This is a genomic window from Amycolatopsis sp. NPDC051758 (assembly GCF_044453095.1).
Lineage (GTDB): Bacteria > Actinomycetota > Actinomycetes > Mycobacteriales > Pseudonocardiaceae > Amycolatopsis.
Genome location: NZ_JBITCJ010000003.1, coordinates 121,946 through 137,132, shown reverse-complemented (window position 1 = coordinate 137,132; position 15,187 = coordinate 121,946). Strand labels below are relative to the sequence as shown.

Genomic DNA, 15,187 nt, shown 5'->3' with positions numbered 1-15,187 from the left:
CCGGCGAAATCAAACCGATGTCGACAGATGTTCATCGGCGTTACCCACATCGGAGTAACTCAGGGTGACACCGGCCACTTATTCACTCTTGACTTATATAAGTCGCCACTTGTAGCTTGACGAGGTGCACGCGTTCGACGTCCTGGGTGACCCGGTCCGCCGCCGGATCCTCGAAGTGCTGGCCGACGGCGAGCAGGCCGCCGGCGCGGTGACCGAGGTGATCCGGGCCGAGTTCGGCATCTCGCAGCCGGCGGTGTCGCAGCACCTGAAAGTGCTGCGCGAGAACGGCTTCGCCCTCGTCCGCCAGGACGGGACGCGGCGGTTGTACGCGGTCGGGCACGCACCGCTGCGCGACGTCGACGTCTGGCTCGACCGGTTCCGCCGGTTCTGGACCCCGCCGCTCGACGCACTGGCCACCGAAATCGCCCGCGGCAAGCGCGAACGGCGCCTGGCCGCCGAAAACACCGAAGGAGAACCGTCGTGATCGACGTAAGCCACCAGATCAGCGCCGTCCGCCGCACGGTCGGCAAGCGCGTGCTCGAAGCGGGCGAGGCACGCGTCATGACCATCAGCCAGGTCTACGACACCGACGTCGACGACATGTGGGACGCCTGCACCAACGCCGAGCGCATCCCGCGCTGGTTCCTGCCGGTCCGCGGTGAGCTCAAGGTCGGCGGGAAGTACCAGCTGGAGGGCAACGCGGGCGGCACGGTCGAGCGCTGCGACCCGCCGAAGAGCTTCGCCGCGACGTGGGAGGCCATGGGCGGCGTCAGCCGGATCGAGGTCCGGCTCAGCCCCGAGGGTGACGGCACGCGGTTCGAGCTGGAGCACGTCGCGCACGTCGACGACCACTGGGACCAGTTCGGCCCGGGCGCGGTCGGCGTCGGCTGGGACATGGCGCTGACGGCCCTGGTCCGGCACCTGGCCGCCGGTCCGGAGGTGGTCGTCGACCCGGCCGAGGCGATGGCCTGGATGGCTTCCCCGGAAGGCATCGAGTTCGTGACGTCGGCGAACGAAGCCTGGTACCGGGCGCACGTCGAGGGCGGCGAGGACGAAGCGACCGCTCACGCGATGGCGGACCGCTGCCTCGCGGCCTACACCGCCCAGCCGGAGGCTTAACGATCGGTGTACTTGACCGCCGTCAGGGTGATCACCGCGTCGGCCGAAACCTCCGTGCCGGCCGCCGGGTCCTGGCCCGTCTGCACCCAGTTGCGGTCGATGACCAGGGCCCGGCCCTGACCGGTGCCGTCGACCTCGCGCAGGTTGTAGAGCCCGGCCTTCTGCATCGCGTTCTGGGCGTCCTGGTGGTTCATGCCCGAGACGTCCGGGACCTTGATCGTCTTGGCCTCCGCAGAGGCCGGCGCCGGAGCTGATGTCGATGTTGAGGTCGACGTCGAGACCACCGTCGTCGTGCCGGCGCCTCCCGGCGGCGCGCCGCACGCGACCAGGGCGAAGGCGGCTACGGCGAGCGTCGTGACGATCCGTCGGGACATACCCGAGGGTACCCACGCACCTGCCCGCCGATCGGGTGAAGCCGGATAGGGTCGGCGCATGGATCAGGGCAGCGAGCACACCGACCCGCGGGCGGCCCGGCGTGACCCCGTGGCGAACGTCGGCGGGTTCACCGACCTGGCGACCAGCCCGTTCCGGATCGACCGCGACCGGATCGCCGCGTCGCCGTTCTTCGCCCGCCTCGGCGGGGTGACGCAGGTGGTCAGCGCCGGCGGCGCCGGGCTGCTGCACAACCGGCTCACCCACAGCCTGAAGGTCGCGCAGGTCGCCCGGGCGGTCGCCGAGCGGATCACCACCGGTGACGACGCGGAGCTCGCGGACAAGCTGGGCGGCTGCGACCCGGACGTCGCCGAGGCCGCCGCGCTCGCCCACGACCTCGGGCACCCGCCGTTCGGGCACCTGGGGGAGCAGACGCTCGACCGCATCGCGCGGCACCGGTTCGGCCTCGCCGACGGCTTCGAGGGCAACGCGCAGTCGTTCCGCATCATCACCACGACCGACGTGCGCGGACCGTCGGCGATCGGGCTCGACCTCACCACGGCGGTGCGCGCCGCCGTGCTCAAGTACCCGTGGCTGCGGCTGCACCACCCCGCGCCGCACCCCTCCGAGATGGCCGTGCCGCCGCGCGGCGCCGCCGAGCCCGACGAGCTGCCCGGCACCGGCGCGGCCAAGTTCTCCGCCTACGCCACCGAACTCGACGACTTCGAGCAGGCCCGCGCGGCGTTCGCGGGGCGCGTCGAAAGCTGGCAGCAGACCGTCGAAGCGTCCGTGATGGACACCGCCGACGACATCGCCTACGCCATCCACGACCTGCAGGACTTCCACCGCATCGGGGTGCTGCAGCACGCGCCGGTCGCGGCGGAGCTGGGGGAGTGGCTGGAGCACGCGGGCGAGCTGGCCGCCCTGGACGACGAGACGCTGCACGCGGGCCTGCGCCGCCCGGGCCGGTCGCTGGAACGCCTCCGCCGTCGGATGCACGCCAAGGACGCGTGGGTCGTCGACGACGACGCCTTCGCCGCCGCGGTGGCGCGGGTGCGCGCGGAGCTGGTCGACGGCCTGCTCGCCGAGGAGTTCGACGGCTCGATCGAGGCCGAGCAGGCGACGGCGGCGTTCTCGGCGAACTGGACGGCGCGGCTGGTCGACGGTGTGGTCGTGGTCGCCTCGCCGTCCACCCGCAGCGGCCACGTTTCGCTGCGGCCCGCGCAGTGGCACGAGGCGCAGGTGCTCAAGTTCGTGCACCGCCGGTTCGTGTTGCTGCGGCCCGATCTGGCGCTGCACCAGCGCGGCCAGGCCGGGGTGGTGTCGAGCCTGGTCGACGCGCTGGACGCGTGGCTCCTCGACCGCGACGAGGTCTCCCGGCTGCCCCGCCGGCTGCACGACCTGGTCGAGCTGGCCCGCAAGGAATACTCGGACCTGGCGCGGTCGGCGCCGGAGCTGCTGGTCGGCGCGACGGGCGAACCGGTGACGGGCGCGGACGCGGTACGCGGCCTGGCGCGCGGGCGCGCGGTGGTGGACTTCGTGGCTTCGTTGACGGACAAGCAGGCGGTGACGCTGTTGGACGCGCTGTCGGGGCGGGCCGCGCAGCCGTGGTCGGACTCGTTTGTCCTGTGAGTGTCCGGTGGAAAATTCACGGTTGAGCTGAACGGCCTACGACCTCCGGCCGGTTCGGGAAATTATCCGTCCTTTGTCACTCGAACGGCGGGTTTTTACGGAGAACACACCGTACTTGACTTGGTCCCGTCGGTGATCACCGGCGATCGGTCAGCGTGAGTCGGGGCACGCGCCTGGAGATATCGGAGGGCGCACGTGCGTCGTACCCGTTCCACGAGATCGAGATCCACTGTGCTCACAGCCGGGGCGGCGGCGCTGCTCGCCGCGCTCGGCCTGGTTTCCCCGCCCGCCGCGGGGGCCGCCACCACGTCCACTCCGGACGCCTTCTCCGCCACCGCGCAACAGCAGATCGCCGCCCTCCAGGCCGTCAAGGCCGGGCGCACCGCCACCGAGTCCAAAGTGGACAGCAAGCTCCTCGTCGCCGAGAAGGGTGTTGCCAAGCAGCTGAACGCGCTCCAGTCGGGAGTCGCCGCCGGCGGGACCGTCGTGGTCGACATCCGCGCGAGCAAGGTCTCGCCGGACCTCATCGCCGGGCTGACCAAGGCCGGGGCGGGCATCCGCGCGGTGTCCGACCGGTACGGCAGCGTCCGGGCCGAAGTGCCGCTCTCCGCCGTCAGCGCCATCGCCGCCCGCAGCGACGTCAAGCGCGTCGAGCAGGCCGACCAGGCGATGACCGCCCGCGAGCTGGCCACCCCCGTGACGTCGGGGAAGGGCACCGAAACCAAGCAGCAGAAGGCCGACCGCATCGCCGGGGAGCTGCAGAAGGCCGTCTCCGCCAAGTCCCAGCGCAGCGCCGCCGCAGCCGCCACGCTGACCAGTGAAGGCGACCGCGCCCACAACGCCGACATCGCGCGCCAGCAGTTCGGCGTCACCGGGGTCGGGGTCAAGGCGTGCGCGCTGTCCGACGGTGTCGACTCGCTGGCCGCTTCGCAGGCCAAGGGCGAGCTCCCGCCGAACGTCGACGTCATCGCCGGCCAGGAGGGTGACGGCGACGAGGGCACCGCGATGCTCGAGATCATCCACGACCTCGCGCCCAACGCCGCGCTCGGCTTCGCGTCGGCGTTCAACTCCGACGCCAGCTTCGCGGACAACATCCGCAAGCTCCGCTTCGAGTCGCACTGCGACGTCATCGTCGACGACGTCATCTACTTCAAGGAATCCCCGTTCCAGGACTGGATCATCGCCCAGGCCGTGAACGACGTGACCGCGGACGGCGCGCTGTACTTCTCGTCGGCGGGCAACGAAGGCAACGTCGCCGACGGCACCGCCGGGCACTGGGAAGGCGACTTCGTCGACTCCGGCAAGTCGGTCGGCAAGTTCGCCGGCACCGCGCACAACTTCGCCGGCGCGGCGGGCAACCAGATCTACGAGCCCATCTCGACCGCGTCCTCGGCCAACGTCCCGGTGACGCTGCACTGGTCGGACCCGATCGGCGCGTCCGCGAACGACTACGACCTCTACCTGCTCAACGCCGCGGGCGCCGTGGTCAGCTTCAGCCAGAACGTCCAGGACGGCACCCAGGACCCGTACGAGATCCTGGCGACACCGGCGTTCGGCGGTGCCGGGCTGCGCCTGGCCGTCGTCAAGTTCTCCGGTGCGGCGCGCTACCTGTCGCTGTCCGCGCTGCGCGGGCGGTTCTCCGACTCGGCGGACGGCCTCAAGGCCTACAACACCCCGGGCGTGACGGTCGGCCACTCGGCCGCGCGGGACGCCTTCAGCGTCGCGGCGACCCCGGCCGCCCAGGCGTTCGGCCGGCTCCTCGAGCCGGGTGACCCGGCCAACCCGGCCGGCCCGTACCCCGGCTCCTTCAGCGGGGCGAGCAAGGCCGAGCGGTTCACCTCCGACGGCCCGCGCCGGGTGTTCTACGAGGCCGACGGCACGCCGATCACCCCGGGCAACGTGTCCTCGACCGGTGGTGAGGTCCGGACCAAGCCGGAGATCACCGCCGCCGACGGCGTGAAGACCAGCGTGACCGGGTTCAACCCGTTCTTCGGCACCTCGGCCGCCGCTCCGCACGCGGCCGCGATCGCGGCGCTCGTGCTGTCCGGCAACCCCGGTCTGCCGCCGTCGGAGGTGCGTGAGGCGCTGATCAACACCGCCGTCGACATCGAGAAGCCGGGCCCGGACAACTTCACCGGGGCCGGCGTCATCCTCGCGGACAAGGTGCTCGCCTACACCGGCGCCAGCCCGCAGCCGCTCGCGGTGGCCAAGCAGCCGACGGTCACCCCGGCCGACGGCGGCTCGTCGCTCGACCCGGGTGACACCGCCAAGGTGACCCTGCCGGTGACCAACGACGGTGACGGCACCGCCGTGTCCACCAGCGTTGTGCTCACCAGCCCGACCCCGGGCGTCACCGTGGCGCCGCGCTCGAAGTCCTACGGCACCATCAGCCCGGGACAGACCGGCGTCAACGACTTCACCATCACCGTCCCGGCGAGCCAGCAGCTCGGTGTGCCGGTGGTGCTGAACGCCCGCGTCACCTTCGCGGGGGCGCACTCGCCGACGACGGCGTCGTTCTCGCTGCCGGTGGGCACCCCGTCCCCGGTCGCGCAGGACTTCGCCTACGCCGGCGCGCCGGTGGCGATCCCGGACAACAGCCCGGTCGGCGCGTCGGTGACCATCCCGGTCACCGGGGTCGGCCGCGCGTCCAAGGTGACGTTCTCCGTGGACGGCACGACCTGCAGCACCGACCCGAACTCGACGACGGTGGGCCTGAACCACTCCTACGTCGGTGACCTGGTCGGCACGCTGACTTCGCCGTCCGGGGCGAAGGCCACGGTGTTCCAGCGCAACGGCGGCTCCGGCGACAACCTGTGCCAGGTCGTCTTCGCCGACAACGCCGCGACCGCGTTCAGCACGGTGACCTCGGCGAACGCGCCGTTCACCGGGTCCTACCGGCCGACGCAGTCCTTGACCGGCGGCCTGGCCGGCGCGGCCGCGGACGGCACCTGGACGTTCAGCGCGGTGGACGTGGCCGGCGGCGACGTCGGTTCGATCCGCGCGGTGGCCCTGCACATCAACGGGTTCGTGCAGCCCCCGGCGGCCGGCGCGCCGTCGAACGTGCGGGGTTACACGAACAACGGTCCGGTGCACCCGCTGTAAGCACTGATTCGCAAGTATTCCCTCGGACGGGGCCGTCGCGGCGACGCGGCGGCCCCGTACCGTTTCCCCATGGCGAAGGCGCGGCAGGTCGCGGGCGGCGGGCGCGCCGTCGAGGTGCCGCCGGAGCGCCTCGCCGGCTGGTTCGCCCGGTTCGCCGGAGGTCACGGGGGAGTCGTGGCGACCGAGGCCACTTCGGACGGACTCCGCGTCACCGCGGCCGACGGGGTCACCGCGACCGCCACCGTCCCTTTCGGACCCTTCGACGGGTCCTCGATCGACGCGCTCGTCGCGCACGCCCTGGTTCCGCGGCGGATCGCGCTGGTGCTCGTGCGGCTCGGCGGGCACAGCATCGGGATCGCGCGGGACGGGCGGGTCGAGGTCTCCCGCACCGACCGGCACCTCGTGCACGGCCGGTCCGCCGCCGGCGGCTGGTCGCAGCAGCGCTTCGCCCGGCGTCGCGCGGGTCAGGCGCGGCAGGCGTTGCAGGCGGCGGCGCAGGACGTCTTCGAAGTACTCGTGCCGCGGTTGTCCGAAGTGGACGCCGTGGTGCTCGGCGGTGACCGGCGGGCGCTCGACGAGCTGCGTGCAGACCGCCGGCTGGCCCCGCTGTTCGCCCGCGCGGAACCGCGGGTGCTGGAGATCGGCGAACCGCGGCGGGCCGTCCTCGAAGAAGCGGCCGTCCGCGCGCTGTCGGTGCAGGTCACGCTACGCGGCGGGTGAGACCGCACACGTCCGGAAAAACCGGTCGACCCCAGCCCGTACACTGGTCTCCGTGGATATCCTGCTGGAGTGACGCCGCCGCCGGTCTTGAGTCGACCGGCCGCTTGACGCTGTCCTCCGTACACCCCCTTTCCACGGGAGTTTCCCTTGATCACGGCCACCGGCCTTGAGCTGCGCGCGGGTTCGCGCATCCTGCTCGACGGCGTCACCCTCCGCATCCAGCCCGGCGACCGCATCGGCCTCGTCGGCCGCAACGGCGCGGGCAAGACCACCTCGCTGAAGGTCCTCGCCGGCGAAGGCGAGCCGCACGCGGGCGAGGTCCGCCGCACCGGCGAACTCGGCTACCTGCCGCAGGACCCGCGTGAAGGTGATCTTTCGGTCACCGCGAAGGACCGTGTGCTGTCCGCCCGCGGCCTCGACAAGCTGATGCGGGACATGGAAAAGGCGCAGGCCTCGATGGCCGAGCTCGTCGACGACGCCGCGCGCGACAAGGCGATCAACCGCTACGCCCGGCTCGAGGAGCGGTTCTCCTCGCTCGGCGGGTACGCCGCGGAGAGCGAAGCCGCGCGCATCTGCTCGAACCTCGGCCTCGCCGACCGCGTGCTCGCCCAGACGCTGGGCACGCTGTCAGGCGGGCAGCGCCGCCGCGTCGAGCTGGCGCGGATCCTGTTCGCCGCGGCCGAGGCCGGCGCCGGCGGCAAGTCCGAGACGATCCTGCTGCTCGACGAGCCGACCAACCACCTCGACGCCGACTCCATCAACTGGCTGCGCGGGTTCCTCAAGCAGCACGACGGCGGCTTGGTCGTGATCAGCCACGACGTCGAGCTGCTTGCCGACGTTGTCAACAAGGTGTGGTTCCTCGACGCCACCCGCGCCGAACTCGACCTGTACAACATGGGCTGGCAGCGCTACCTCGACGCGCGTGCCACCGACGAGAAGCGCCGCCGCCGCGAGCGCGCCAACGCCGAGAAGAAGGCGTCGGCCCTGCATCAGCAGGCCGCGAAGCTGGGCGCGAAGGCGACGAAGGCCGTGGCGGCCAAGAACATGGCCCGCCGCGCCGAGCAGATGCTGAACGCGCTCGAGGACACCCGGCACGCCGACAAGGTCGCCCGGATCAAGTTCCCCGAGCCCGCTCCCTGCGGCCGGACCCCGCTCACCGCCGAGGACCTGTCCAAGTCGTACGGCTCGCTGGAAATCTTCACCGGCGTCGATCTCGCGGTCGACCGCGGTTCGAAGGTCGTCGTACTCGGCCTGAACGGCGCGGGAAAGACCACATTGCTCCGGCTCCTCGGGGGAATGGAAAGCGCGGACACGGGTTCCGTCGTTCCGGGTCACGGAATGCGTTTGGGCTATTACGCACAGGAGCACGAAACTCTTGATCATGATGCGTCGGTGTGGGAAAACATCCGACACCTCGCGCCGGACACCGGCGCCCAGGAGCTGCGGAACCTGCTCGGGTCCTTCCTCTTCACCGGTGAGCAGCTCGACCAGCCGGCCGGCACGCTTTCGGGCGGGGAGAAGACCCGGCTCGCGCTGGCGGGCCTGGTCTCCAGCGCTGCCAACGTGTTGCTGCTGGACGAGCCCACGAACAACCTCGACCCGGCCAGCCGCGCCCAGGTCCTGGACGCTTTGCGGAGCTTCGCCGGCGCCGTCGTCCTGGTGACGCACGACCCCGGCGCGGTCGAAGCGCTGGAGCCCGAGCGGGTCATCCTGCTGCCCGACGGCACCGAGGACCATTGGTCGGCGGACTATCTGGAACTTGTCCAGCTTGCGTGACCGGTGCGTCCATTCGGGTGCAAGATCGTTCCCCCAGAGCACTGGAATGGCCCAATGTGATCGCAGTTTCGGCCGTTTTACGTCTGTCGTCTGGCATTCCGGCGCTCAGTGTTCGATCATTGCCCCGGCAGGGGCCGATATGTGGCCCAGAACACTCTCGGCGGGAAGGCGATCGACGTGGCTGATCTCAAGAAAGGCGCGCGGATCACCGGCAACACGCGCGACAAGCTGGCCGCTGACCTGAAGAAGAAATACGAGAAGGGCCAGAGCATCCGGGCCCTGGCGGAGTCGACCGGGCGTTCCTACGGGTTCGTCCACCGGGTCCTGTCGGAGTCCGGGGTTCAGCTGCGGGGGCGCGGCGGGGCCACCAGGGTCAAGAAGAAGTAGCCGAGGACTGCTGCGCGGGGGGCGCAGCGGGAGCTTCGGCCACGCGGAACGCCAGGTGGGCCCCGAGCAGGACCAGCGGGTACACCAGGTAGCCGTACCGGGTGGCCGGGGTGAGCAGGATCAAGGCGCCGAGTCCGACGGCGATGCGCAGCACTGCGCCGGAGCCGTTCGCGGGGGGCCGGCGCACCAGCCAGAGCAGCATCACCACGGCCGCGACGCCGACCAGCACGAACGCCGCCACCTGGCCGACCACGCCGGTTTCGGCGATCAGGTGGCCCGGCAACGGACTGGCCGCGGGCGAACGCACAGCGCCCATCCCGAGGGGGAACCGGAAGACGTGTTCGACGAACGCCGTCGGGTCCACCAGGTACACGGGCAGGTGCAGTGCGGCCGTCGTCGCGACGAGCGCTGACGCGAACCGCCCCAGCGCGGCCCAGTCGGGCCCGGTTTTGTGGCTGACCTTGCCCCGGCGTGCCAGCACGAAGAACGCCAGGACCGCGGCCGCGGGCGCGACGATGAGCTTCGCGCTGATCACCAGCGCCAGCACCAGCCCCGACCAGGCGATCTTCCCGGTGGCGGCGAGCGCGCACGCGAGCACCAGCAGGCCGACGATCGCGAGGTCCGGGCCGGCGACGGCCCAGGTCAGCGCGGTGAGCGGGCAGGCGAGCGCGAGCTGCGCGGCCCCGACCGGAACTTGGGGCCACTTCAGCAGTTTCAGCGTGCCCAGCACACACGCGCAGGCGGCCAGGGCGAACATCCAGCGGGCGTCGGTGAGCGCGTTCGCCACCGGGGTGCCGCCGAACACGGCCCGGGGCAGGCCGAAGATGGCCATCACCGGGCCGTACGGCGTGTAATCGTTTACCTCGGGCGCCCGGCCGAGCGCGGTGACGTCGACGTACGGGGTTCCGTGGTGCAGCAGCAGATCCGCGGACCGCTCGATCACCCAGACCTCGGGCTGCGCGGCCCACGAGCCGGGGGTGATCAGCCAGTCCACTCCGGTCAGTCGGCGAATCACCAGAAGTGCCAACGGAAGGATCATCGCCAACAGGGCGACCGCGGCGATCCCGCACCAGCGGGAACCGAGTAGGCCACGCGGCGTACGGCCACTGCGTGCGGACAGCAGCAGCCAACCGCTGTGCAGGGCGCCCAGGCCGTACGCCACCGTCGCGAAGTTGCCCCAGACGCGGTAGCCGTAGAACTCGGATTTGAGTGCGGTGGGCAACGCGAAGGCGAAGCAGGCGAGGTAGAACCCCAGGTCCCACCGCAGGGCCGCGAGGCCGGGAGCCTGCGCGGGTGCCGTGAAGAGCCGTGCCGCGCGCCGCCATGCGGGCGCCCGGCCCACCTCCGTTTCCACTTCGCCAGGCTACCGACGGGCCGTCGGCCCGGTTCAGCCGACGTCTCGCAGGCGGGGGAGCAGCTTCGCGGCCGCTTCCGAGGCGCTGACAACGTCGTCGTGGCCCGCCGGCATCAGGACGAGCTCGGTGAACCCGGCGTCGACGTAGCTCTGCGCGAGGCGCAGGGCACTGTCCGCATCGGACGGCAGCCGGAACTGCACCGCCCGGCGGATCGCCGCCGGATCGCGGCCCACCGTCGCGCAGTGCGTGTCGAGCACGGCGGAAAGCCGTTGCAGCTCGGCGGTTTCCGTCCCCGGCAGGGCCGCGTTGAGCCAGACGTCGGCGTGCTCGGCGACCACGCGCAGGCCGCGCTTTTCGCCGCTGCTGCCCAGCCACAGCGGCGGTTTCGGTTGTTGCAGCGGCTTCGGGTCACTGATCGCGCCGGTCAGCGTGTAGTGGCGGCCGCGGAAGTCCGTGCTCGGCCGGGTCCACAGCAGACGGAGGATTTCGCAGGTCTCGGCCAGTCTTTCGACACGTTCGACCGGTGCCGGCGTCGGCGTGCCCAGCATCGTGTCGGTGTGCGTGTCGCCGCCCGCGCCGAGGCCGACGTCGAGCCGGCCGCCGGAGAGGTGATCGACGGTCGCGGTGATCTTCGCGAACGTGCCCGGGTGGCGGTTGGTGTTGCCGGAGACCAGACATCCGATGCGTACCCGCTTTGTCGCCTCGGCCATCGCGGCGAGCAGGCTCCAGCCGTCGAAGACGTCACCGGTGCGGTCCGGGCCCATCGGCGCGAGGTGGTCGAACACCCAGCAGCCGTCGAAGCCGGCGTCGTCGGCGATCGCCCAGATCTCGCGGAGGGCCGTGATTCCGATGTGCTGCTGGGGTGGCTTGATCCCGATGGTCGTCATGAAGTACTCCTGATTGTCAGTCACGCAAATCATCAGTAAAACTGACGATCAGCCTAAGTGTAGAGTTCTCGCATGTCCAGCGATCTCGGTGCGCCGCCCGCCGTCACCCGCCGGCTCGGGTACCTGCTGAAGCACGCCCGGGCGCGGCTCGGGGAGCTGGCCGAGCCGCTGTACGAGCCGCTCGGCGTCACCGGGCGGCAGCTGGCGCTGCTCACGCTGTTCGGTGACGGGCCGGCGCAGTCGCAGCAGGACGGTGCGGCGCGCCTCGGCATCGACCGGACGACGATGGTCGCGCTGGTCGACGAGCTGGAGGTCAAGGGCCTGGTCCGGCGCGAGGTCGCGCCCGGCGATCGCCGCAAGCGGCTGGTGCGGCTGACCGGCGAGGGGGAGCGGGTCCGTCACGCCGGTGAAGCGGCGACACGCGAGGCCGAGGCGCTCCTGCTGGCGCCTCTCGGGGATGATGCGGACCGGCTGCGCGCCGCGCTGCACCGGGTTGTTCGCGGCGAGTGAACACGGCCGGGAAGCAATCGGACGACGACCGCGTTGTCCAGGTCATATCCGAAGAAAACCTCAATTAACATAGAGGTTTTGGAACTGGGGGTCTCCCGTGGACAACACCTGGGCGCTGCTGAGTTCGGCGATGCGCGCCAACGACGTGCCGAAGGGGCTGAGCCGCGGCACGTTCAAGCGCGTCGCCCGCTTCGCCCGGCCGCACTGGCGGCGGCTGGTGGCCTTCCTCGTGCTGACCGTCATCTCGGCGGTCCTGGCCGTGTCGACGCCGGTGCTGGCCGGCAAGGTGGTCGACGCCATCGTCGGTGGGCACGACCTGCCGGTCGTCGTCTGGCTGGCCGTCGTGATCGCCGGGCTGGCGATCGCCGACGCCGGGCTCGGGCTCGTCGAGCGCTGGCAGTCCGCGCGCATCGGCGAAGGCATCATCTACGACCTGCGGCGCGCGGTGTTCGAGCACGTGCAGCGGATGCCGATCGCGTTCTTCACCCGGACCCGCACCGGCGCGCTGGTCTCCCGGCTGAACAACGACGTGATCGGCGCGCAGCGGACGTTCACCGCGACGCTGTCCGGCCTGGTCACCAACGTGATCCAGCTGGCGCTGTCGCTGGCCGTCATGCTGACGCTGTCCTGGCAGGTCACCCTGCTCGCGCTGGTGCTGCTCCCGATCTTCGTGCTGCCCGCGCGCCGGCTCGGCCGCCGGATGGCCGGGCTGCAGCGGGAAGCCGCGAACCTGAACGCCGGGATGACCACGCAGATGACCGAGCGGTTCTCCGCGCCCGGCGCCACGCTGGTCAAGCTCTTCGGCCGGCCGGTGCAGGAGGTCGCGGACTTCGGTGAGCGTGCTGGGCGCGTGCGTGACATCGGCATCCGGACCGCGATGCTGACCCGCTGGTTCATGACGAGCCTGACGCTGGTTTCGGCGTTGGCGCAGGCGCTCGTCTACGGTCTCGGCGGTTACCTCGCGCTGACCGGCAAGCTCGCGCCGGGCACCGTCGTCGCGCTGGCACTGCTGCTGACCCGGCTCTACGCGCCGCTGACCGCGCTGGCCAACGTGCGCGTCGACGTGATGACCGCGCTGGTGTCGTTCGAGCGGGTCTTCGAGGTCCTCGACCTGAAGCCGATGATCGAGGAGAAGCCTTCAGCGCGTACCCTGCCGCCGTCCTCCGGTGTGTCCGTCGAATTCTCCGACGTCCGCTTCGGTTATCCGGCGGCGGACCGGTATTCACTGGCGTCGCTGGAAGACGTCGCGACGCTCGACCACCGCGGCGGCGAAGAAGTGCTGCACGGGATCTCGTTCCGCGCCGAGCCGGGGCAGATGGTCGCGCTGGTCGGGTCGTCGGGGGCGGGGAAGTCGACGATCGCGTCGCTGCTGCCACGGCTCTACGACGTCGATTCCGGGTCGGTCCGGCTGTCCGATGTGGACGTTCGGGACCTGAGTTTCGCTTCGCTGCGGGAAACCGTCGGGGTCGTCACGCAGGACGGGCACCTGTTCCACGACACGATCCGCGCGAACCTCGCGTATGCGCGTCCCGGCGTCACCGACGACGAGATCTGGGCGGCGCTGGAACGCGCGCGGCTCGGCGAACTGGCGCACTCGCTGCCCGACGGCCTCGACACGACGGTGGGGGAGCGCGGCTACCGGCTCTCCGGCGGTGAGCGTCAGCGGCTGACCATCGCGCGGCTCCTGCTGGCGCAGCCCAAGGTCGTCGTGCTCGACGAGGCGACCGCGCACCTGGACTCCGAGTCCGAGGCCGCGGTCGGCGAAGCCCTGACGCACGCGCTGGCCGGCCGCACGGCGCTGGTCATCGCACACCGGCTGTCGACGGTCCGAGCCGCGGACCAGATCCTGGTCCTGGAGCACGGCGAAATCGTCGAGCGCGGCACGCACGACGAACTCCTGGCCGCGAACGGCCGCTACGCGACCCTCCACGCCACCCAGTTCGCCGAGGAAGAACCCGCCGTCGCGTGATCAGAGGCGGAACTGGCGTGATTGAAGCCGGAACTCGCGTGATTGGGGCCGTAACTCGCGAGTTACGGCACCAATCACGCGAGTCACGGCTCTGATCACGGGGGTTACGTGTTCGGGAGGGACTGGTAGACCGCCTGGACCAGGGCCATTTTGCGGGGGTCGTCGCGGATCAGGGGGCCGAGCTGGTTGAGCGTGTAGCCGAAGGCGATGCCGTTCTCGGGGTCGGCGGCGCCGGTGGAGCCGCCGAGGCCGTCGTGGCCGAAGGCCGCCGGGTTCGGGCCGAAGCCGCGGGCGTCGCTGCCGAGGTAGAAGCCCAGGCCCCACTCGTTCGGCAGGCCGAGGACCGCGTCGACCTCCTTGCCCTGGCTTTCCCGGGCCAGGGCCAGTGCCGAGGGGGACAGGAGCGTGCCGTCGGCGATCGCGCTGTAGATCGTCGCGATCGCGCGGGCCGTGCCGTGGCCGTTCAGTGCCGGCATGACGGCGTGGCGCCACGCCGGGGTGTTGGCGTCGTGGCCTTCGACGCGCGGGTTGGTCAAGGCGGCCAGCGCAACCGGGCCCGCGGCGGCGAACGCCGCGGCCAGCGCGTTCGCCACCTCCTCCGGCACCACCGGGTCCACCAGCGTCGCGCAACGATCGAGGTCGACGGACTCGTCGAGGCCGATCGAGAAGTCGGCGCCCAATGGCCCGGCGACCTGCTCCGCGAAGAACTCGCGGATGCCCTGCCCGGCGATCCGCCGCACGACCTCGCCGACGAGCCAGCCGTAGGCCAGCGCGTGGTAACCACCCGCGGAACCCGGCTCGCACAACGGTTCCTGCGCCGCCAGCAGTGACGTCATCAGGTCCCAGTCGTACAGCTCCTCGACCCGCACTGGCCGGTCGAGGCCGATCCCGTTGACACCGGAGCGGTGCGAAAGCAGCCACCGCACCGGGATCTCGGACTTCCCGGCCGCGGCGAACTCGGGCCAGTACTTCGCGACCGGCGTGTCGACGTCCAGTTCGCCGGCGTCGGCGAGCCGGTGCGCGCAGAGCGCGGTCATGCCCTTGGTCGTCGACCAGACGTTGGCCAGGGTGTCCGCCTGCCAAGGACGCGTCCGGTCCGGCCCGGACCACCCGCCCCACAGGTCCACGACGACCTCGCCGTGGCGGATGGCCGTGAACGCCGCGCCCAGCTCGCCGCGCTCGCGGAAGTTCGCTTCGAAGGCTTCGCGCACCGGCTCGAACCCGGGAGCACACTCACCCTGCACCGTCGCCGTGGCACCGTCCATGGGATCTCCTCAGCTCGTCGTTGAGCACACCGACCAGTCGGTATGTCGACGCTAAAGGGGGCCGGGCACGCCCGTCAAGCCGTGCCCGGCCGG

General features: G+C 71.2%; 13 protein-coding genes. 9 read left to right on the top strand and 4 right to left on the bottom strand.

Annotation, left to right across the window (positions count from 1 at the left end; all coding sequences use genetic code 11):
• Positions 1-124: 124 nt before the first annotated feature.
• Both ACIA5G_RS15975 and ACIA5G_RS15970 read left to right on the top strand, forming a co-directional pair.
• The gene (locus ACIA5G_RS15975; protein ID WP_395923661.1) at positions 125-484 is read left to right on the top strand and encodes an ArsR/SmtB family transcription factor; all 360 of its coding nucleotides are present in this window, start codon (positions 125-127) and stop codon (positions 482-484) included.
• On the top strand, positions 481-1,119 hold the full coding sequence (locus tag ACIA5G_RS15970) for an SRPBCC family protein (RefSeq protein ID WP_395923660.1): 639 nt from the start codon (positions 481-483) through the stop codon (positions 1,117-1,119). Before ACIA5G_RS15975 ends, ACIA5G_RS15970 begins: the two co-directional genes overlap by 4 nt.
• Here the strand turns inward: ACIA5G_RS15970 and ACIA5G_RS15965 are convergent.
• On the bottom strand, positions 1,116-1,493 hold the full coding sequence (locus tag ACIA5G_RS15965) for a PASTA domain-containing protein (protein ID WP_395923659.1): 378 nt from the start codon (positions 1,491-1,493) through the stop codon (positions 1,116-1,118). The two genes, ACIA5G_RS15970 and ACIA5G_RS15965, sit on opposite strands and share 4 nt — an antisense overlap.
• A gap of 58 nt (positions 1,494-1,551) precedes the next feature.
• On the opposite strand from ACIA5G_RS15965, the gene ACIA5G_RS15960 reads away from it, so the two are divergent.
• The 5 genes from ACIA5G_RS15960 (at position 1,552) to ACIA5G_RS15940 (ending at position 9,108) form a co-directional block, all read left to right on the top strand.
• Positions 1,552-3,123: a deoxyguanosinetriphosphate triphosphohydrolase family protein gene (locus ACIA5G_RS15960; protein WP_395923658.1), complete on the top strand. Its 1,572-nt coding sequence runs from the start codon at positions 1,552-1,554 to the stop codon at positions 3,121-3,123.
• Between the two features lie 231 nt (positions 3,124-3,354).
• Positions 3,355-6,225, top strand: a complete 2,871-nt coding sequence (locus tag ACIA5G_RS15955; RefSeq protein ID WP_395923657.1) for a S8 family serine peptidase — start codon at positions 3,355-3,357, stop codon at positions 6,223-6,225.
• Positions 6,226-6,294: 69 nt separating this feature from the next.
• Positions 6,295-6,945, top strand: coding sequence for an acVLRF1 family peptidyl-tRNA hydrolase (locus ACIA5G_RS15950; protein WP_395923656.1), 651 nt, complete (start codon positions 6,295-6,297; stop codon positions 6,943-6,945).
• 147 nt (positions 6,946-7,092) lie between these two features.
• Positions 7,093-8,721, top strand: coding sequence for an ABC-F family ATP-binding cassette domain-containing protein (locus ACIA5G_RS15945; protein WP_395923655.1), 1,629 nt, complete (start codon positions 7,093-7,095; stop codon positions 8,719-8,721).
• Positions 8,722-8,898: 177 nt separating this feature from the next.
• Complete coding sequence (locus ACIA5G_RS15940; protein ID WP_395924901.1) at positions 8,899-9,108, top strand: helix-turn-helix domain-containing protein; 210 nt, start codon at positions 8,899-8,901, stop codon at positions 9,106-9,108.
• Here the strand turns inward: ACIA5G_RS15940 and ACIA5G_RS15935 are convergent.
• A complete protein-coding gene (locus ACIA5G_RS15935; protein ID WP_395923654.1) occupies positions 9,095-10,462 on the bottom strand; it encodes a glycosyltransferase 87 family protein in 1,368 nt (455 codons plus the stop codon). The two genes, ACIA5G_RS15940 and ACIA5G_RS15935, sit on opposite strands and share 14 nt — an antisense overlap.
• Before the next feature lie 33 nt (positions 10,463-10,495).
• Complete coding sequence (locus ACIA5G_RS15930; protein WP_395923653.1) at positions 10,496-11,350, bottom strand: LLM class flavin-dependent oxidoreductase; 855 nt, start codon at positions 11,348-11,350, stop codon at positions 10,496-10,498.
• Between the two features lie 72 nt (positions 11,351-11,422).
• On the opposite strand from ACIA5G_RS15930, the gene ACIA5G_RS15925 reads away from it, so the two are divergent.
• Both ACIA5G_RS15925 and ACIA5G_RS15920 read left to right on the top strand, forming a co-directional pair.
• Entirely contained in the window at positions 11,423-11,860 is a 438-nt protein-coding gene (locus ACIA5G_RS15925) for a MarR family winged helix-turn-helix transcriptional regulator (protein WP_395923652.1), read from the top strand.
• 97 nt (positions 11,861-11,957) lie between these two features.
• Positions 11,958-13,829 carry an ABC transporter ATP-binding protein gene (locus tag ACIA5G_RS15920; RefSeq protein ID WP_395923651.1) on the top strand — a complete coding sequence of 624 codons (1,872 nt, stop codon included), beginning with the start codon at positions 11,958-11,960 and terminating at the stop codon, positions 13,827-13,829.
• A 104-nt stretch (positions 13,830-13,933) separates the two neighbouring features.
• Here ACIA5G_RS15920 and ACIA5G_RS15915 read toward each other — a convergent pair whose 3' ends face one another.
• Positions 13,934-15,094, bottom strand: a complete 1,161-nt coding sequence (locus tag ACIA5G_RS15915) for a serine hydrolase domain-containing protein (protein ID WP_395923650.1) — start codon at positions 15,092-15,094, stop codon at positions 13,934-13,936.
• Between the last annotated feature and the right edge of the window lie 93 nt (positions 15,095-15,187).

Bases quoted from the DNA above. Each gene is read 5' to 3' on its own strand.
- ACIA5G_RS15930 (WP_395923653.1), bottom strand. From the start codon at position 11,350: ATGACGACCATCGGGATCAAGCCACCCCAGCAGCACATCGGAATCACG.
- ACIA5G_RS15965 (WP_395923659.1), bottom strand. From the start codon at position 1,493: ATGTCCCGACGGATCGTCACGACGCTCGCCGTAGCCGCCTTCGCCCTG.
- ACIA5G_RS15960 (WP_395923658.1), top strand. From the start codon at position 1,552: ATGGATCAGGGCAGCGAGCACACCGACCCGCGGGCGGCCCGGCGTGAC.
- ACIA5G_RS15915 (WP_395923650.1), bottom strand. From the start codon at position 15,094: ATGGACGGTGCCACGGCGACGGTGCAGGGTGAGTGTGCTCCCGGGTTC.
- ACIA5G_RS15925 (WP_395923652.1), top strand. From the start codon at position 11,423: ATGTCCAGCGATCTCGGTGCGCCGCCCGCCGTCACCCGCCGGCTCGGG.
- ACIA5G_RS15950 (WP_395923656.1), top strand. From the start codon at position 6,295: ATGGCGAAGGCGCGGCAGGTCGCGGGCGGCGGGCGCGCCGTCGAGGTG.